Here is a 17,897-nt window from a genome sequence, read left to right on the forward strand (position 1 = left end):
TGCGGGCAGACGACGCTCGCCGAACGCGCGCGCGGCCTCACGGCTCCGCCGGGCTTCGCAGATGGGGCGCCGGGCCGCAACCCGACGTCGATTTCAGGCGATCGGCGCCGTGACCCACCCGATGGCGCCGGCGGCGCTCACGGCGGCGACGATCACCGCCACGCCGATGATCACGCGCGAATGGCGACCCAATGCGCCCACAATGCTGACGAACATGACACCCACTCCCCGGACGCCGCATCTCCGCCACACTCAGGCGCGGCCATCAAGGTGTACGAAAGGTTAACGCGCATCACGGCTGTGTGATTTCATGCAGGGCGACGGCGGCCGCCGTCGCCACGTTCAGCGAGTCGAACCCGGCGCGCATGTCGATGCGCACGCTGCGAAGGCGGGCGATCGTCTGCGGCGGCAGGCCCGGTCCCTCCGCGCCGACCACCAGCGCCCGACGATCGGACGTCCGCAGCCCCTTCAGCGCCTCCGTCCCGGCCGGGCTCAGGGCCAGACATTCGACGTCCGCGGCCGCCAGCTCTTTCAGGACCGCGTCCAGCGGCCCTCCGCGCACGATCGGCAGGCTCAGGGTCGCGCCCACCGCAACGCGGAGCGCCTTGCGATAGAAGGGATCGCAGCATCCGTCGTCCAGCACCACCGCCCCCACGCCGAAGGCGGCGGCGTTGCGCATCAGGGCCCCCATGTTGTCGTGATTGCCCACTCCGCCCGCCACCAGGAGCGTGCGCGGACCGGGGCGCAGCACCTCCGCGGGCGCCACCGGCGCCGGGATGCGACCCAGCGCCAGAATGCCGCGATGCAGGTGAAAGCCGGCGATCGAATCGAGCACGCCTTGGGCCGCGACATGCACGGGCGCCCGACCGCCCAGCGCCGCCCAAACGTCGGCGAGGCTCGCGACCCTTCGTTCGTCGACCAGCACCGATTCCACCGCGCACAGGCTGGTCGGTGCGACCAGGGCGCGCAGCACGACCGCGCCTTCGGCCACGAACAGGCCCCGGCGGCCGGTCAGGTCCCGCTCGCGGACGTCGCGAAAGGCCGCCACGCGGGGATCGTCAGGGTCGTGGATGCGGATGGGCGTCATCGCCGCGGATTTACCGTTGCGCGACGCGCGCGGCCACTGCTATGGAGCCGCCCTCTCGAGAGGGGCCTCCGTTCCGCGGTAGCTCAGTGGTAGAGCAGCCGACTGTTAATCGGCTGGTCGTAGGTTCGAATCCTACCCGCGGAGCCACTCTCGACCTCCCCGCACAGACGAAAAAAAGCCCGACCTGTGAGGGCCGGGCCTGAAGGGTCTGGTGATGGTGGGCGACCTCGCGAAAGGCGTCCGGCACCCTCGTTCCGCTGAATTGGTTGCCGGGAAGTTAACGCGCCGGAAGCCAGGTCGACAGCGTCGCGCCGTCGGGGGCGGACCATCCGATCAGCGTGCCGCTCCCTGCGCTCGACACCGAGCCCGGAGCGGCTGCCGTGACGACGGGCTCATGGGCGACGCCGTCGACGACGATCGATCCGCCCAGGTTGGCCGCGTCGGTGCGGAGGACCCACGACCCTGCGGCGTCGGTCCGCACGTCCATGCCGGCCCCGTCCCCCAGCCGCACCTGCGCCGCCCCCCTGTCCTTGCGTCCGGAGATCAGCGCCATCCGTCCGTCGAAATCGATCGCCGCCAGGCCGGACCCTCCGTCGAGACGGCGCGACGGCGCGCCCGGCGACAGGGCGACGCCGGCGCCGTCGGGCAGGACCAGAACGGCGTCGGGCGACGGCATGGCGCGCTGACCGTCCTGATCCTCCGGCCGCAGCAGAATGGGGCGGGTCGACGCGGGAATGGCCATTTCGAACGCTCCGTCGGCGCCCGCCGTCGCGGCGTGGGCCCGGCCGTCGCCGTCGCGCATGACCACCCGCCCGCCCGGCTGCGCCCGTCCGGTCAGGGTGATCCGGCCGCCGCCCACGACGATCCTGTCGACGCGCGGCGGCGCCCGCCAGGCCGTCTCCATCGTCGACGTCTGGCCCTGCCCTCGCTCGGCCTGATCACAGGCGGCGAGCGCGAGGGCGGCGAAGACGACGGAAGCGGCGGATCGGAGCATCGGAGGCCTTTGGCGCTGGGCGGTCGTCCGCTATGTCCATGCCCGCGCCCCCCTTGTCGAGGACCCATGGCCGACCTGTCAGACCTTCAGCCGTTCGACGGATTCTCCGTCTGCGTCTTCTGCGGCTCCTCCGAGCGCGCCGACCCCGCTTTGACGGAAGGCGCAGCTCGACTGGGCCGGATGATCGCCGAGCGCGGCTGGCGTCTCGTCTACGGCGGGGGCGGCGTCGGCCTGATGGGCGCCGCGGCGCGCGCCGCCCATGCCGCGGGCGGCCGCGTCGTGGGCATCATGCCGGCCTTCCTGCGCAGCCGCGAACGCCTGTTCGACGACGTCGAGACCGTGGTCGTCACCTCCATGCATGAGCGCAAGACGCTGATGTACGACGCCTCCGACGCCTTCATCGTCGCGCCCGGCGGCGTGGGCACCCTGGAGGAGGCCGTCGAGGTCCTGTCGTGGAAGCGGCTGGATCTGCATCCCAAGCCGGTGGTGTTTCATGGCCCCGGGGGCTTCTGGGACTCCTTCGACGCCATGATGCGCCACAGCGTGGAAACCGGGATGACGCCGGAATCCTTCCTCGACGCCTATGAGATCCACGCCGATCTGGAGCAGGTGGTGGAGGCCGTGGCGACCGGCGCAAATGCGGCGCCGTTGCAACATGATCGGCGATAAGTGATCATCGTTTAGGGTTGAGTGCGTTTTTAAACAGAACTCACCTTGACGCCGCCTGCGCCACGTCGTTTTTCGACGTCGGCACGAGCCTGATCCCTAACGGAGCCTCCCCATGCGCGCTTTCGTCTTCGCCGCCGTACTGGCCCTCGCCGCTCCGGCGGTCGCCCAGACCCCCGTCAACTCCCTGACCTTGGCCGACGCCGCGACCGCGCCGGCGGGCCGCACCATCGTCGACGGCGCCTCGTGGGCCTGCGAGGGCGCGACCTGCACCGCCACCGGCGGCGCCAACCAGCCTGCAGCCCGCGCCTGCAAGCGCGTCGTGGCGCGCGTGGGCAAGGTCACCGCCTTCACCTGGAAGGGTCAGGCTCTGACCGCGGAACAGCTGGCGACCTGCAACGCCTGACGACGTCGCGTTCGACGAGTGGAAAGGGCCGCTCCTCCCGGGGCGGCCCTTTTCGCTGTGAGATTCAGCCCGAGGTCAGCCGCGCGATCATCTCTTCGCGCCCGATCAGAGGGATCAGGGCGGCCATCTCGGGCCCGTGCGTCTGACCGGTCAGCGCCAGACGCAGCGGCTGGAACAGAGCCTTCCCCTTCGCGCCCGTCTCGGCCTTCACCGCCTCGGTCCACGCCGACCACGCGCCGGCGTCTATGGTCTCCGGCAACAGGCGCGCGGCCGTGGCCATGAAATCGGGATCCTCAATGACCGGCGTGACCGGACCGCGGACAAGTCGGGCCATTTCAACGACGTCGCCGAATTTCTGAAGGTTGGCGCGAACCACGGTCCAGAAGTCTTCTCCCAGATCCGCGTCGACGTCGGCCAGCCGCGACCGGGCCGTCGCATACGGCATGGCGTGCAACGCCTGCGCGTTCAGCCGGTCCAGATCGGCGGTGTCGTAGCGGGCCGGCGAACGTCCCATCTTGGAAAAGGCGAAGCCCGCGCCCAGCGCTTCGATCGACTCGCCGACCTCCAGCGGGTCGCTTGTCCCGATGCGGCCCAGATGGCTGACGATGGCGATCGGCTCATACCCCTGGTCGCGCATCTCGCTGATCGACAGCGAGCCCAGCCGTTTCGACAGGGCCTGCCCGTCCGCGCCCACCAGCAGCGGCATGTGCGCGAACCCCGGGACCGCGCCGCCCCAGCCTGCGGCGATCAGGGCCTCGAAGATCTCGATCTGGGCGCCGGTGTTCGTGACGTGGTCCTCGCCCCGGATCACGTGGGTGATCGCCATGTCCAGATCGTCCACCACCGACGGCAGCGTGTACAGGAAAAGGCCGTCCTCGCGGATCAGCACCGGATCCGACATCGACGCCGTGTCGACCTCCGCGTGGCCTCGCGACAGGTCTTCCCAGGCGACGCGACGCCCATCCAGCTTGAAACGCCAGTGGGGCCTGCGCCCCTCGGCCTCGTAAGCCGCCTTTTCCGGATCGGTCAGCGCCAGCGCCGCGCGGTCGTAGATCGGGGGCAGACCGCGCGACAGCTGAACCTTGCGACGCCGGTCCAGCTCCTCGGCGGTCTCGTAGCAGGCGTAGAGCCGGCCCGCGGCCTTGAGCGCCTCAGCCGCGGCCTCGTAGCGGTCGAACCGCTTCGACTGGTTGTGCCGCTCGTCCCAGACCAGCCCCAGCCAGCGCAGATCGTCCTCGATCCCCTGCTCGAACTCCGGCGTGGACCGCGCCAGATCGGTGTCGTCGATGCGCAGCACGAACTGCCCGCCCTGCCCCTTCGCGAACAGCCAGTTCACCAGCGCGGTGCGGACGTTGCCGACGTGCAGCTTCCCCGTGGGCGACGGGGCGAAACGGACCTTGACGGACATGCTGAAACCTTGAGACGCGAAGCCGCGCTAGGTCGCGCCCCGGTTCGGCGAAGTCAAGGCGACGTCAGTCGTCGCGATGGACCCGTTCGCGGCGCTCGTGACGTTCCTGCGCCTCGACCGACAGCGTGGCCGTGGGGCGGGCTTCCAGCCGACCCAGGCTGATCGGCTCGCCCGTCTCCTCGCAGTAGCCGTAGGAGCCGTCGTCGATCCGGCGCAGCGCCTCGTCGATCTTGGAGATCAGCTTGCGCTGACGATCCCGCGTCCGCAGTTCCAGCGCGCGATCCGACTCCGACGACGCGCGGTCGACCAGATCCGGATGGTTTTCCGTCTCGGCCTTCAGGTTGACGACGGTGCCCTTGGACTCCCGCAGGATGTCTTCCTTCCACGCCAGCAGCTTGCCGCGGAAATAGGCGAGCTGGCGCTCGCTCATGAACTCTTCCTCGTCGGACGGCCTGTAGGCGGTCCCGGAGTCAGGCGTTTTGGCAGCCAAGGCGGTCATTTCACTCACGCTCGACCAGACGCGCCCCCCTGCGACGCATGGCGCCCCATTAACGAGCCAAGGGAGTCGCGACAACGGTGTTGTGGTGGCCACATTGCGGTCACGCTTCACGTCTGCGTCATGGCGTGACATTTCTTCATCACCCAGGCAGGCAGATGAACATTCCGTCATGTTTTCCGACGGTTCATGCTGCAGTGCGGCGGACGTCCCGTTTCGCCAGTTCCACGGCAGCGCGCAAATCGATTTGGGTCAGAACCAGGGCGAGTCCGGCGTCGTCCACCTCCGCCGCCGCTTCCGCGGCCGCGCGCGACAGGCGCTGCAACGCCGACGCGTCGTCGACGCCCTCCAGCGCCGCCAGTCTCAGGGCGTCCAGACCGTCCAGCAGGCCGCGCCCCCTGCGCACGGCACGGCGTTTCCGCTCCGTCGCGTCTTCCACGCCCTGAAGCGCCATGAGGGCCGAGACCCCCGCCACCCCCGCCGTCGCGGCGGGAGCCGTGGCCGCCGCGCTCGACGCGGTGGAGCCCGCGCCCGGCAGGGAGAACCCGCCCCCGGCGCGCTGCGGCCGCCCCGCGTCGGCCGGCCTGATCCCGCTGGGTCCGGTCACCTTCATCGATCGGCGCTCCACTGCATGAGGCGACCATCGTGGACCGCCGTCACCGTTTGGTTAACGCCCCGGCAGAGTTTGCCGCCTCAAAGGCTCCGCTCACCGGGGCATCGCTGTATTTATTTGATTTTCGTCCCGGCACGATCCTCGCAGCAGGGTGAACGACCGCACTCCGGGAGTTCGCCGCGCATGCAGAATCTGCTCACCGCCCTCGCCGTCTCCGGCCTGATCGGGCTGGCGTCGACGCCCGCCCTCGCCCAGTCGCGGATCAAGGACATCGTCTCGATCGAGGGGGTGCGCTCGAACCAGTTGGTCGGCTACGGCCTCGTCGTCGGTCTGAACGGCACCGGCGACAATCTGCGCAACTGCCCCCTGACCCGCCAGTCGCTGGACAGCATGATGGAGCGGCAGGGCGTCAACATCCGCGGCGCCCAGGCCAACACCAAGAACGTGGCCGCCGTCATGGTCACCGCCGAACTGCCGCCCTTCGCCGCGCCCGGTTCGCGCATCGACGTCTCGGTCTCGACCCTGTGCGACGCCAAGAGCCTGCAGGGCGGCACCGTGGTCGTGACGACGCTGCAGGGCTGGGACGGTCAGGTCTATGCCGTGGCCCAAGGCTCGATCCAGACCGGTGCGGTCTCGGCCTCCGGCGCTTCCGGGTCTTCGGTGACGCGCGGCGTGCCCACGGCCGGCCGCATCGCCTCCGGCGCCGTGGTCGAGCGCGAGACCGGCTTCGACCTCAACGGTCAGGACGCCGTGCGCCTGACCCTGCGCAATCCCGACTTCACCACCGCCCAGCGCGTCGCGGGTGCGGTCAACCAGATGTTTCCCAACACGGCCTGGGCCGAGAACGGCACCGTCGTCGTCCTGCGGCCACCGGCCGGATACGGTACGGCCAACTTCCTGAGCCGGGTCGAGAACCTGTCGGTCGCGGTCGACGCCCCGGCCAAGGTCATCATCGACGAGGTCAACGGCGTCATCGTCATGGGCGAGAGCGTCCGCGTCTCCACCGTCGCCATCGCCCATGGCAACCTGACGGTCTCGGTTCAGGAGAACCCCCGCGTCAGCCAGCCGGAGCCCTTCAGCGACGGCGAGACCGTGGTCGTGCCCCAGTCGGACGTGACCGTCGAGGAGGACCGCGGCACCCAGATCCGCATGGTCGACGGCGGCGCCTCCCTGTCCAGCCTGGTGGCGGGTCTGAACGCCCTGGGCGTGTCGCCGCGAGACCTGATCTCCATCCTGCAGGCCATCAAGGCCGCCGGCGCCCTCCAGGCCGACATCGAGGTGATGTGATGAGCGACCCCCTCGTCGTCTCTCCCGACCTGCTGCGCAACTCCGCGCCGCCCCGCGTTGCGCCCGACCGCCTGAAGCAGACGGCCGAGGCCTTCGAAGCCTCGTTCATCGCCCAGATGCTGCGGCCGATGTTCGAGGGCATCTCGACCGAGGCCCCCTTCGGCGCGGGCGAGGCCGAAGCCACGTGGCGCGGCTTCCTGCTGGACGAGATGGGCAAGCAGGTCGCGCGGGCGGGCGGCGTCGGCCTGGCCGACCACGTCATGGCCCAGATGATCCAGATGCAGGAGATGCAGGCATGAGCGCCGATCCCCAGACCGCCGCCTTTCACGTCCGTCGTCTGATCGACCTGACTCGCCGCCTGACGGCCCGGCTGGAGACCGAGACCGAGGCGTTTCGCGATCATCGCGCCAAAGATCTGCTGGCCGGTCAGGCCGAGACGCAGGAGATGGCCAACGTCTATCGCCGCGAGTCGGCCCAGCTGAAGTCCCGTCCCGACGTGCTGAAGGCGGCGACCGTCGGGGACCGGATGGAGCTGATCCGCGCCACCGAGCTGTTCGAGCAGGCCCTGTCGGCGCACGCCCGCGTCGTCGAGGCGGCCCGGACCGTCTCCGAGGGTCTGGTCCGCACCATCGCCGCCGAGGTCGCAGGCCAGCGCGGCAATCCTTCGGCCTACGGCGCGGCCGGACAGGCCCATGCGCCGAACGCCACGGCCGTCGCCCTCAATCGCACCGCCTAGAGCGCGATCTCGCGATCGACGCCCACGGCGTCGAGAAAGTCGCGGTCGTGACTGACCACGACCAGCGCTCCGTCATAGGACGTCAACGCCGACTCCACGGCTTCGATCGCCTCCAGATCGAGGTGGTTGGTCGGCTCGTCGAGCACGAGCAGCTCCGGCGGCGTCGCCCCCGTCATCACGCACGCGAGGGCCGCGCGCAGCCGCTCCCCGCCCGACAGGGTTCCCACGACCCTCTGCGCCGCCGCGTTGCGGAACAGAAACCGCGCCAGCGCCGCCTGCGCCGCGTTCGGCGACCCTGAAGGGTTCAGTCGCCGCCACGCCGCCAGCAGCGTCTCCTCCGGTCTCAGGAGGGCCACCTCCTGATCCAGCAGGGCCCCGGCGACCCGGCGCGACACGGTCCCGGTCGTCGGCGTCAGCTCGCCCGAGATCAGACGCAGCAGCGTCGTCTTGCCCACCCCGTTGGCGCCGGTGATCGCGACGCGCTCCGGTCCGGTCAGGCGCAGGGAGACGGGTCCCAGCACCCTTCGCCCCTCCGGCGCATCCCATGTCGCGTCGGTCACCTCCAGCACGGTGCGCCCGGCCGCCAGTCCGGTCGGCGGAAGGGGTATCGACAGCGTGCGGACGCGCTCGACGCGATCCCGCGCCTCGGCCAGCCCGGCTTCGGCCTCCGCCGTCTTGCGTTCCGCCAGTCGCCGCTCTCCGCCGCCCGACTTCTCCGCGCGCTCGGCCATCATGCCGAGCACGATCTTCGGGGCCGATCCGCTGGCCGCGAACGCCCGACCCACGCGATCGCGGCGAGCCTTCTTCTCCACGGCGCGCTGCGCCTCCCGGGCCGCCGCGTCGACGGCGCGTTCCGCGCTCTCCAGCCCGCGCGCGGCCGCCGCCCGCTCGGCGTCGCGGCGCTCGACGTACAGGTCCCAGCCGCCGCCGAAGGCCCGCGTGCCGAGGCTGGTCAACTCGACGATGCGGTCCATGCCGCGCAGCAGGGCCCGGTCGTGGCTGACGACGACCGCGCCGCCCGTCCAGCGGTCCAGCAGGCCGGCGATCGCGGCGCGGCCCGCGGCGTCGAGATGATTGGTCGGCTCGTCCAGCACCAGAAGGTCCGGCTCGTCCAGCAGGAGGGCAGCCAGCCGCACCCGCGTCCGCTCGCCGCCGCTCAGCGTGTCCGCTTTTCGGTCAGGCGTCAGCCCGGCCAGCCCGACGTCGGCCAGCGCGGCGTTCAGCCGCGCTTCCAGCGTCCAGTCGACGTCGTTCAGATCGTCGTCATCGCCCTGCCCCGCAGTGATGCGATCGATCCGCGCCAGATCGTCGGCGCAGCCCAGCAGATCGGCGACCGTCTCGTGGGGCCGCGGCTCGTCGCGTTGGGGCAGCCAGCCGACGCGCCCGACGCGCGTCACCGCGCCTTCGACCGGTTCGGCCAGGCCCGCGACCAGACGCAGCAGGGTGGTCTTGCCCGCGCCGTTGCGGCCGACGACGCCCGTCAGCTCACGCCCGAAGGCGAGGGTCAGATCTTCGAATAGGGGCCGCCCGTCAGGCGTGCGGGCCGCGACGCCGTTGAGCGTCACGAGCGCGGATGCGGACGGGTTTGGCCTTGGGTTGGGCGAGGACATAGGCGAGCGCCAGCAGCGGAACGGAAAGGGCGAAACCGATTTCCAGGGCGCTGATCATGGGACTCGAAGCCTCGTCGCACAGATCCGGAGAGGTCCGGACGTTTCGAAGGTGGTGGCAAAATGCGGCCGGATCAAGTTACTTCGACGCATGCCCCGCGGGAGGACGGCTTCCATGCGTCAGACGACGATCCTGCTCGCGGCCTCTGCGGCCACCCTCGGCGCCTGCGCCACGGCGCCGGAAACGGCCGGGCCCGCCGACTTCACGCCCATAGCCTCGACGCCCAGCGCCAACGCCCGCCTGTATGCCGACTGCATCGCCCAGGCGACGCAGCGAAACCGCTACGGCCACGCCTACGAAGAAGTGCACGTGGTCATCTTCACCTGCGACGGGGCCCCGGCCCGCGCCTTCTTCGACGCCCTTGGGCCCTGGGCGGCGTCGCAGAACTCGGAGGTGGTTACGGGCGGGCGGACCATCCGCGCCACGACCCGCATCGAGCGCGACCTGTTCGCCGCCGACTACTGCGAGAAGCGCGGCGAGGCCGTCACGTGCAGCATCAGCCTGCGCACAGGCGAATTCGCCCGCCCCTGACCTCCTGACGTCCTGCTGTCAGTCCGCGTCAGCAGACTGGCGCGGCGGCCTCGCGTTCCCACATTGTTCTTGCTGCAGGACGCGAATTCATCCCCATATGACGCCGTTGCGCCGGAGCCGCCTCCGGCCCGTCGGCGTTCCCGGACCACATGAGCGAAAAACACGACTTCATCCGCGTGCGCGGTGCGCGCGAGCACAATCTCAAGGGCGTCGACGTCGACATCCCGCGCGAGAAGCTGGTGGTCGTCACCGGTCTGTCGGGCTCGGGCAAGTCGTCATTGGCGTTCGACACCATCTACGCCGAAGGCCAGCGCCGCTACGTCGAGTCGCTCAGCGCCTATGCGCGCCAGTTCCTCGAGCTGATGGGCAAGCCGGACGTCGACCTGATCGAGGGTCTGTCGCCGGCCATCTCGATCGAACAGAAGACGACGTCGAAAAACCCCCGCTCCACCGTCGGCACGGTCACCGAGATCCACGACTACATGCGCCTGCTGTGGGCGCGCGTCGGCGTCCCCTATTCGCCGGCCACCGGCCTGCCGATCGAAAGCCAGACCGTCAGCCAGATGGTCGACAAGCTGACTGCCCTGCCCGACGGCGAGCGCCTGCTGCTGCTGGCGCCCGTCGTGCGCGGTCGCAAGGGCGAGTATCGCAAGGAAATCGCCGAGTGGCAGCGCGCGGGATTCCAGCGCCTGAAGGTCGACGGCCAGTTCTACGCCATCGAGGACGCGCCGACCCTCGACAAGAAATTCAAGCACGACATCGACATCGTCGTGGACCGCATCGTCACCAAGGCGGGGCTCGAGGGACGTTACGCCGACAGCCTGCAGACGGCGCTGAGTCTGGCCGACGGCATCGCCGTCGCCGAATGGGCGAGCGCGCCGGAAGGCGAGGAGCCCCGGCGGATCACCTTCTCCGAGAAATTCGCCTGCCCGGTCTCCGGTTTCACCATCAGTGAGATCGAGCCGCGGCTGTTCTCGTTCAACAATCCGTTCGGCGCCTGTCCCGTCTGCGACGGTCTGGGGGTCAAGCTGGCCTTCGACGCCGATCTGGTGGTGCCCGACCGCGACAAATCCTTGCATGCAGGGGCTGTGTCGCCGTGGTCGCGCGGCCCGTCGCCGCTTTACACCCAGACCCTGCAGTCGCTGTCGACGCACTACGGGTTCTCGATGGACAAGCCGTGGCGCGCTCTGCCTGAGAAGGCTCAGCAGGTGATCCTGCACGGTTCGGGCGGCGAGAAGGTCCGCTTCGTCTACGACGACAACGCCCGCAAGTACGAGACGACGAAGCCGTTCGAGGGCGTCCTGCCGAACCTGGAGCGCCGCTGGCGCGAGACCGACAGCGCCTGGGTGCGCGAGGAACTGGGCCGCTACCAGTCCGAGACCCCGTGCGAGGCCTGCGGCGGAAAGCGCCTCAAGCCCGAGGCCCTCGCGGTCAAGGTCGCCGGCCAGGACATCGCCGAGGTGTCGTGGCTGTCCATCAAGCACGCCCACGAGTGGTTCACCGGTCTCGACGGCAAGCTCTCCGACAAGCAGATGGAAATCGCCCGGCGGATCCTGAAGGAGATCAACGACCGCCTGCGCTTCCTGAACAACGTCGGCCTCGACTATCTGAACCTGTCGCGCAGCTCCGGCACGCTGTCCGGCGGCGAGAGTCAGCGCATCCGTCTGGCGTCGCAGATCGGCTCGGGCCTGACCGGCGTTCTGTATGTGCTCGACGAGCCGTCGATCGGCCTGCATCAGCGCGACAACACCCGCCTGCTCGACAGCCTGAGGGGCCTCCGCGACCTCGGAAACTCGGTCCTCGTCGTGGAGCACGACGAGGAGGCGATTCTGACCGCCGACCACGTCATCGACATGGGACCCGCAGCCGGCGTCCACGGCGGCACGGTGTGCGCCGAAGGCACTCCGGATGAGGTCATGGCCAATCCGAAGTCGCTGACCGGCAAATATCTGACCGGCGAGCGCGAGATCGAGCTGCCGCCCGACGGCCGCCGTCCCGTGGACCGCAAGAAGATGCTCAGGATATCGGGCGCGACCGGCAACAATCTCAAGAACGTCACCGGCGAGATTCCCGTCGGCCTGTTCACCTGCGTCACCGGCGTTTCCGGCGGCGGCAAGTCCACCTTCACGATCGAGACCCTGTACAAGGCCGCCGCCCGCCGCCTGCACAACGCCTCGGATGCGCCGGCCCACTTCGATCGCATCGAGGGGCTGGAACTGTTCGACAAGGTCATCGACATCGATCAGTCGCCGATCGGCCGCACGCCGCGATCGAACCCCGCCACCTACACCGGCGCCTTCGGCCCCATCCGCGACTGGTACGCCGGCCTGCCGGAGTCGAAGGCGCGGGGGTACGGCCCCGGCCGCTTCAGCTTCAACGTCAAGGGCGGCCGCTGCGAGGCCTGCCAGGGCGACGGCGTCATCAAGATCGAGATGCACTTCCTGCCCGACGTCTACGTCACCTGCGACGTCTGCAAGGGCAAGCGCTACAACCGCGAGACGCTTGAAATCGTCTTCAAGGGCAAGAGCATATCCGACGTTCTGGACATGACGGTCGAGGAAGCCGCCGGCTTCTTCAAGGCCGTGCCCTCCATCCGCGACAAGATGCTGACGCTGGAACGCGTCGGCCTGGGCTACGTCAAGGTCGGCCAGCCGGCGACGACCCTTTCGGGCGGCGAGGCCCAGCGCGTCAAACTGTCCAAGGAGCTGTCGCGCAAGGCGACCGGCCGGACCCTCTACATCCTCGACGAACCCACCACCGGCCTGCATTTCGAGGACACGCGCAAGCTGCTCGAGGTGCTGCAGGAGCTCGTGGACACCGGCAACACCATCGTCGTGATCGAGCACAACCTCGACGTCATCAAGGTGGCCGACTGGCTGCTCGATTTCGGCCCCGAAGGCGGCGACGGCGGCGGTGAGATCGTGGCCGTGGGTACGCCTGAGGATGTGGCGAAGAACCCGGCCAGCTGGACAGGCAAGTACCTCAAGGAGGTGCTGGACCGGCACGAGGACCGCCGCAAGGCGCGCGTGGCGGCCCTCAGGAAGCGGGCCTGAGCCCGCTCGGCGGCGATCACTCCGCCGCCGGCGAGGCCCCCCGAATTCCCAGATAGGCGGCCGAGAACGGGGCGTACGCCACGGCCAGCTGCAGCGCCGCGCCGATCGCTTGGAACAAGACGGTCACGGCGAGGAACGGTCCCATGGCCGCAAAGATCTCCGCCGGCGTCGCGCCTTCCAGCTGCGCCAGCTGCTCCCACCCGCCCGCCATGCCCATGGCGATCGTGATCGGGAACAGCACGAAGCTGAACAGCAGCGACACGACGATCGTCATGATGAAGGCGAGGATGGCCATGCCGATGATCGGCAGTGTCTTGCCCTTGGTCACGCGCCAGCTGTCGAACACGGCGATCTTCCGCTCCGCCATGGTGATCGGGACGGCCAGGCTGAAGCGGGCCGCCAGCCAGGCGATGAGGACCGCGAAGCCGAGCCCGGCCAGAAGCGCGACGACCCAGCCCGCGTCGCCCAGGGCGACCGCGGCGATCCCGGCGATCACGCCGACCGCCAGTCCCATGCCGCCGAAGGCGAACATCGCCAGCACGGCGAGGGCGACCGTCACGGCCAGCACCCGCAACTCGTCGGCGCCGACGCGCAGATAGCCGAACGAAGACTTCCCCGGCTCCAGCACGGAGCGCGCCACGGCCGCGTTCAGCACGGCCCCGAACAGCAGGCCGAGCGGCATCAGCAGAACCATCAGCGAGCCCCAGGCGGCCATGAAGGGCGCGATGTCTTCAGGGGTGGGCGACACGACCCCTTCCAGCGCCTCGGCGGCGCCCATCAGGCTGACGATCGGGCCGATGCCGATCAGGACGATCAGCGCCATGAAGGCCAGATAGGCCGCGGTCCACCAGACCAGCACCATCGGCTTGCGCCGCACCACGCGAAAGCCCTCGAACGCCGCGTCCGTCGCCGAAAAGGTCATGGAATCCTCCCTTGGTGTCAGCCTGCCGGGACCGTCTCTAGACGTCGGCGCGCTCTTCGTCAGCCACGGCCGCGGCCCGCGGCGGCGCCAGACCCCGGGCGGCGACCGCATAGGGCGCGGTCCACAGCGCGGAGCTGAAGCCCTGAACCCAGGCCATCGGTATCAGCAGCACGACGCCGATGGCCACGAGGGGCCAGGGATTCTCCAGCTGGGCCAGCAACCAGGCCTCGACCGCCGCCTCGTCGGCCCAGGCCTCCAGCCCGCCGCCGAAGACGATCGCCGTCAGGACGAACAGCACCATCAGCCCGATGCCGATCAGGATCGTGACGCCGATGAGGCCCAGCATCAGGAGGAACAGACGTCCGGTCTGACCACGCCCGGCCTTCCAGCCGGCGGCGAAGGTCAGTTCGCCGGCGATCACCGCCGCGGGCGCCATGAGGGCCAGACGCCCCCAGAACACCAGGATGACGAGCACCAGCAGAAAGGCGCCGATCACCGCGATCGCCATGGCCCACTCGGCCCCCGTCGCCACGCCGGTGATGCCGAATCCGGCGATCAGGAAGATGCCGATCGTGGCGGCGATGCCGACGCCGACGCCGATGACGATCCCGATCACCGCGACGTGCAGCTCGTCCTTCGACAGGCGCAGGAATGCCGCGCGGTCCCGGGCCCGGCCTCCGACGACGGCCCGGATCACGGCGGTCGTCACCAGCAGCAGCGCCACGAGACTGAGCATGTTGGACAGGCCGCTCCACGCCTGGAACATCATGAACTGGCTGAAGGTGTCGAAGTCGCCGGCGCCCGGCTGCGCCCCCGCCGCGGCCAGTCCATGCGTCGTGATGGTCTCGGCGATGAAAGGCCCCATCGCCGCGAAGACGATGAAGGACGGCACGATGCTCAGCAGGCCCCAGACCATGGTCGTGACCGGCCGGCGAAACGCGAGACGGAACGGCTCGCCGATCGCCTCGCCGATGGAAAATCTCTTCGCCATGTCAGCCCCCCGGCTTCCAGTGTTCCAGACTGCGATAGGCCGAACCCAGCGCCCCGGCCGCGAACGGCAGCCACAGCGCGGCGACGGCGATCGCGGCCCCCACGGCGAGGACCGTCCCATGCGCGGCCGCCGCCGACAAGCCGACCAGCGGCGTCAGCAGCGCCGCAAGCAGGACCAGCAGGCGCCAGAAGCTGCCCCTGGCGATGCCCATGGTGTTCAGGGACACGGCGTGACCGCGCCCGACCGTGGCCTGGCTGAACAGGGCCAGACGCACCATCAGCGCGACGGGGACCGCCAGCACGATGCCGCCCACGACGGCCAGAACGGCCAGCTTCCACGTCGGCCCCACCGCGGCCCAGTCGCGCGACCTGACGGCCCCGGCGTCCAGTCCGGCCGCGCCGAACAGGGCCAGCGCGACGAGCGCCAGCACGGCCGCGATCATCGTCAGGAACAGCAGATTCAGCAGCAGGGCCGCGACCAGCCGGAGCTCCAGCCGGCCGAACTGAAGGCCGGCGGGTCCCAGCCCGTCCGCGTCGGCGCCCAGCACCGTCACCCGATTTGCCGCGCCCCAGGCCACGAGCGCGGACAGCAGCGCCACGCCCGGAAGAACGGTCCCGCCTGCGCCGCCGACGCCGATGGCCGCGTTCGCCGCTCCGGTCGCGGCGAGCAGCAGCAGGGCGGCCCAGCACCGCGTCCAGACGGTCGGGACCGCGCGGGCGCCGTCCGCCAGGGCGTCGGTCACATGAAATCGTCGAACGTGCGCAGGCGCGCGCATGGCTGGGTCCCCGATGGCGGCGGGACCATAGGCGGGCGGCCGCCGCACCGCCACCGCACGGGCTGACGCGGGCCACGACTGTGGCTAGAAGGCCGCGATGAACGCCTCATCCCCCTCCCCCATCCACGTCGTCGGCGGCGGCCTGGCCGGGTCCGAAGCCGCCTGGCAGATCGCCGAGGCCGGCGTGCCGGTGATCCTGCACGAGATGCGACGCGCAGGCGTGAAGACCGACGCCCACCAGACCGACGGCCTGGCCGAGCTGGTGTGCTCCAACTCATTTCGGTCAGATGACTGGGAATACAATGCGGTCGGCCTGCTTCATGCCGAGATGCGTGAACTCGGCTCGATCATCATGGCCGCGGGCGACGCGCACCAGGTGCCGGCCGGCGGCGCCCTCGCCGTCGATCGCGACGGCTTCTCGGACGCGGTGACGAAGCGCCTGACGCATCACCCCCTCGTCACCGTGGTCGGCGAGGAGATCGCGGGCCTGCCGCCCGCGGAGTGGGACAGCGTCGTCGTCGCCACCGGCCCCCTGACCTCTCCGGCGATGGCCGAAGCCATCCTGGCGGTGACGGGAGAGGAATCGCTCAGCTTTTTCGACGCCATCGCGCCCATCGTCCACGCGGACTCCATCGACTTCGACGTCGCATGGCGCCAGTCGCGCTACGACAAGGCCGGGCCGGGCGGGGACGCCGCCGCCTACGTCAACTGCCCGATGGACAAGGCCCAGTACGACGCCTTCGTCGACGCCCTGCTGGACGGGCCCAAGGCGGAGTTCAAGGACTGGGAGCACGTCCCCTACTTCGACGGCTGCCTGCCCATCGAAGTGATGGCCGAGCGCGGCCGCGAGACCCTGCGTCACGGGCCGATGAAGCCCGTCGGCCTGACCAACCCCCGCGACCCGACCGTCAAGGCCCATGCGATCGTCCAGCTGCGTCAGGACAATGCGCTGGGCACCCTGTTCAACATGGTCGGCTTCCAGACCAAGCTCAAGCACGGCGCCCAGGCCGAGATCTTCCGCATGATCCCGGGCCTGCAGAACGCCCAGTTCGCGCGTCTGGGCGGCCTGCACCGCAACACCTTCCTGAACAGTCCGAAGCTGCTGGACCGCCAGCTGCGCCTCAAGGCCCTGCCCCGCCTGCGCTTCGCCGGTCAGGTCACCGGCGTCGAAGGCTACGTGGAAAGCGCCGCGCTGGGACTGCTGGCCGGTCGTCTGGCCGCCGCCGAACGCCTCGGTCGTCCGCTTGAGGCGCCGCCGCCGGAGACGGCCATGGGGGCTCTGGTCGGGCACATCACGGGCGGCCACCTCGAGGGCTCGAAATTCCAGCCGATGAACGTCAACTACGGCCTGTTACCCCCCCTTGAGGCGCCGCGCGTGGATGACGAGGGCAAGCGCATTCCGCCCAAGGACCGCGGCCGGGCGAAGAAGCGGCTGATGAGCGTCCGGGCCCTGAACGCGCTGAAAGCCTGGCGCGACGCCGCCTAGAGGTCGAGGTCGATCCACACGGGCGCGTGGTCGCTGGCGCGTTCGCGCCCCCGGACCTCGCGATCGACGCCTGCGTCACGCAGCGCGCCCGCGCCGGGCGCGTTCAGCAGCAGGTGATCGATGCGCAACCCCGCGTCTCGTTCCCAAGCCTGCCGGAAATACTGCCAGAAGGTCCACGGCGGCGGATCCAGCGGAAATCGCTCGCGCAGGGCGTCGGTCCAGCCCTGCTCCAGCAGGCGCGCGAACGCCTCGCGCGGCTCCGGCTGCAGCAGCGCGTCCCGCTTCCACGACCGCGTGTCGTAGATGTCCGCGTCGGTCGGCACCACGTTCCAGTCTCCCGCCAGCACCACGGGCGCCGGCGCCTCGATGACCGTGGCGGCATGGGCTATCAGCCGCTCGAACCAGGCCAGTTTGTAATCGAACTTCGGACCCGGCCGCGGATTGCCGTTGGGCAGATACAGGCAGGCGACGAGCACCCCGTCCACCGCCGCCTCCAGATACCGCGCCTGTACGTCCTTCGCGTCGCCGGGCAGGCTGCGCCGGGTCACCACGGGCTCACCCAGGCGGGTCAGGATCGCCACGCCGTTCCACCGATGCTCGCCGACCCAGGCGGCGTCATACCCGACCTCGCGGATCGCCGCGGCCGGGAACTGGGCGTCCGTGGCCTTCAGCTCCTGCAGGCAAGCCACGTCGGGGCGCGTCTCCTTCAGCCACTCCAGCAGACTGGCCAGCCGCGTGTTGACGCCGTTGATGTTGAAGGTGGCGATGCGCACCCGGC

20 protein-coding genes and 1 tRNA gene are annotated in these 17,897 nt (G+C 70.0%); 9 read left to right on the forward strand and 12 right to left on the reverse strand.

Translation table 11 applies throughout. The features are described 5' to 3' along the window. Positions 1-93: 93 nt before the first annotated feature. Together VGR32_RS10725 and VGR32_RS10730 are read right to left on the reverse strand one after the other, a co-directional pair. Complete coding sequence (locus VGR32_RS10725) at positions 94-216, reverse strand: hypothetical protein (RefSeq protein ID WP_327450460.1); 123 nt, start codon at positions 214-216, stop codon at positions 94-96. Between the two features lie 76 nt (positions 217-292). Then, the gene (locus tag VGR32_RS10730) at positions 293-1,087 is read right to left on the reverse strand and encodes an RNA methyltransferase (protein ID WP_327450461.1); all 795 of its coding nucleotides are present in this window, start codon (positions 1,085-1,087) and stop codon (positions 293-295) included. 72 nt (positions 1,088-1,159) lie between these two features. Between VGR32_RS10730 and VGR32_RS10735 the strand changes: the two genes are divergently transcribed. Beyond that, positions 1,160-1,234 (forward strand) — tRNA-Asn (locus tag VGR32_RS10735). A gap of 130 nt (positions 1,235-1,364) precedes the next feature. Here the strand turns inward: VGR32_RS10735 and VGR32_RS10740 are convergent. Continuing rightward, on the reverse strand, positions 1,365-2,081 hold the full coding sequence (locus tag VGR32_RS10740) for a hypothetical protein (protein WP_327450463.1): 717 nt from the start codon (positions 2,079-2,081) through the stop codon (positions 1,365-1,367). Between the two features lie 66 nt (positions 2,082-2,147). On the opposite strand from VGR32_RS10740, the gene VGR32_RS10745 reads away from it, so the two are divergent. Beyond that, positions 2,148-2,750 carry a TIGR00730 family Rossman fold protein gene (locus VGR32_RS10745; RefSeq protein ID WP_327450465.1) on the forward strand — a complete coding sequence of 201 codons (603 nt, stop codon included), beginning with the start codon at positions 2,148-2,150 and terminating at the stop codon, positions 2,748-2,750. A gap of 112 nt (positions 2,751-2,862) precedes the next feature. Further along, positions 2,863-3,153 (forward strand): CC_3452 family protein, encoded by a 291-nt coding sequence (locus VGR32_RS10750; RefSeq protein ID WP_327450467.1) that lies wholly within the window; start codon positions 2,863-2,865, stop codon positions 3,151-3,153. A gap of 64 nt (positions 3,154-3,217) precedes the next feature. Here VGR32_RS10750 and gltX read toward each other — a convergent pair whose 3' ends face one another. The 3 genes from gltX to VGR32_RS10765 form a co-directional block, all read right to left on the reverse strand. Next, positions 3,218-4,561, reverse strand: coding sequence for a glutamate--tRNA ligase (gene gltX / locus VGR32_RS10755; RefSeq protein ID WP_327450469.1), 1,344 nt, complete (start codon positions 4,559-4,561; stop codon positions 3,218-3,220). A gap of 64 nt (positions 4,562-4,625) precedes the next feature. After that, entirely contained in the window at positions 4,626-5,060 is a 435-nt protein-coding gene (dksA, locus tag VGR32_RS10760; RefSeq protein WP_327450471.1) for an RNA polymerase-binding protein DksA, read from the reverse strand. A 184-nt stretch (positions 5,061-5,244) separates the two neighbouring features. After that, on the reverse strand, positions 5,245-5,670 hold the full coding sequence (locus VGR32_RS10765; protein ID WP_327450473.1) for a flagellar assembly protein FliX: 426 nt from the start codon (positions 5,668-5,670) through the stop codon (positions 5,245-5,247). Between the two features lie 183 nt (positions 5,671-5,853). Here VGR32_RS10765 and VGR32_RS10770 point away from each other — a divergent pair, with 183 nt between their 5' ends. From VGR32_RS10770 to VGR32_RS10780, 3 genes are read left to right on the forward strand one after another with little or no spacing between them, the layout of a single operon-like run. After that, on the forward strand, positions 5,854-6,957 hold the full coding sequence (locus VGR32_RS10770) for a flagellar basal body P-ring protein FlgI (RefSeq protein WP_327450475.1): 1,104 nt from the start codon (positions 5,854-5,856) through the stop codon (positions 6,955-6,957). Continuing rightward, positions 6,957-7,256: a rod-binding protein gene (locus VGR32_RS10775; RefSeq protein WP_327450477.1), complete on the forward strand. Its 300-nt coding sequence runs from the start codon at positions 6,957-6,959 to the stop codon at positions 7,254-7,256. Before VGR32_RS10770 ends, VGR32_RS10775 begins: the two co-directional genes overlap by 1 nt. Further along, positions 7,253-7,693 (forward strand): flagellar basal-body protein FlbY, encoded by a 441-nt coding sequence (locus tag VGR32_RS10780; protein ID WP_327450479.1) that lies wholly within the window; start codon positions 7,253-7,255, stop codon positions 7,691-7,693. Before VGR32_RS10775 ends, VGR32_RS10780 begins: the two co-directional genes overlap by 4 nt. On the opposite strand, the gene VGR32_RS10785 is transcribed toward VGR32_RS10780, so the two are convergent. Beyond that, positions 7,690-9,258 carry an ABC-F family ATP-binding cassette domain-containing protein gene (locus VGR32_RS10785; protein ID WP_327450481.1) on the reverse strand — a complete coding sequence of 523 codons (1,569 nt, stop codon included), beginning with the start codon at positions 9,256-9,258 and terminating at the stop codon, positions 7,690-7,692. The genes VGR32_RS10780 and VGR32_RS10785 overlap by 4 nt on opposite strands. Beyond that, the gene (locus VGR32_RS10790; protein WP_327450483.1) at positions 9,224-9,361 is read right to left on the reverse strand and encodes a hypothetical protein; all 138 of its coding nucleotides are present in this window, start codon (positions 9,359-9,361) and stop codon (positions 9,224-9,226) included. The genes VGR32_RS10785 and VGR32_RS10790 overlap by 35 nt, the downstream gene beginning before the upstream one ends. Positions 9,362-9,475: 114 nt before the next feature. Here VGR32_RS10790 and VGR32_RS10795 point away from each other — a divergent pair, with 114 nt between their 5' ends. Next, a complete protein-coding gene (locus VGR32_RS10795) occupies positions 9,476-9,892 on the forward strand; it encodes a hypothetical protein (protein ID WP_327450485.1) in 417 nt (138 codons plus the stop codon). 149 nt (positions 9,893-10,041) lie between these two features. Continuing rightward, positions 10,042-12,945 (forward strand): excinuclease ABC subunit UvrA, encoded by a 2,904-nt coding sequence (gene uvrA, locus VGR32_RS10800; protein WP_327450487.1) that lies wholly within the window; start codon positions 10,042-10,044, stop codon positions 12,943-12,945. Between the two features lie 16 nt (positions 12,946-12,961). Here uvrA and VGR32_RS10805 read toward each other — a convergent pair whose 3' ends face one another. The 3 genes from VGR32_RS10805 to VGR32_RS10815 are packed head-to-tail and all read right to left on the reverse strand — an operon-like array spanning position 12,962 to position 15,600. After that, on the reverse strand, positions 12,962-13,867 hold the full coding sequence (locus VGR32_RS10805; RefSeq protein WP_327450489.1) for a hypothetical protein: 906 nt from the start codon (positions 13,865-13,867) through the stop codon (positions 12,962-12,964). A 37-nt stretch (positions 13,868-13,904) separates the two neighbouring features. Beyond that, positions 13,905-14,858: a hypothetical protein gene (locus tag VGR32_RS10810; protein WP_327450491.1), complete on the reverse strand. Its 954-nt coding sequence runs from the start codon at positions 14,856-14,858 to the stop codon at positions 13,905-13,907. A gap of 1 nt (position 14,859) precedes the next feature. Next, a complete protein-coding gene (locus tag VGR32_RS10815; protein WP_327450493.1) occupies positions 14,860-15,600 on the reverse strand; it encodes a hypothetical protein in 741 nt (246 codons plus the stop codon). 130 nt (positions 15,601-15,730) lie between these two features. On the opposite strand from VGR32_RS10815, the gene trmFO reads away from it, so the two are divergent. Next, entirely contained in the window at positions 15,731-17,119 is a 1,389-nt protein-coding gene (trmFO, locus tag VGR32_RS10820; RefSeq protein ID WP_327450495.1) for a methylenetetrahydrofolate--tRNA-(uracil(54)-C(5))-methyltransferase (FADH(2)-oxidizing) TrmFO, read from the forward strand. Here the strand turns inward: trmFO and VGR32_RS10825 are convergent. Continuing rightward, entirely contained in the window at positions 17,116-17,892 is a 777-nt protein-coding gene (locus tag VGR32_RS10825; protein WP_327450497.1) for an exodeoxyribonuclease III, read from the reverse strand. The two genes, trmFO and VGR32_RS10825, sit on opposite strands and share 4 nt — an antisense overlap. Positions 17,893-17,897: the final 5 nt, after the last annotated feature.

Source organism: Brevundimonas sp., from assembly GCF_035935935.1.
Classification (GTDB): domain Bacteria; phylum Pseudomonadota; class Alphaproteobacteria; order Caulobacterales; family Caulobacteraceae; genus Brevundimonas.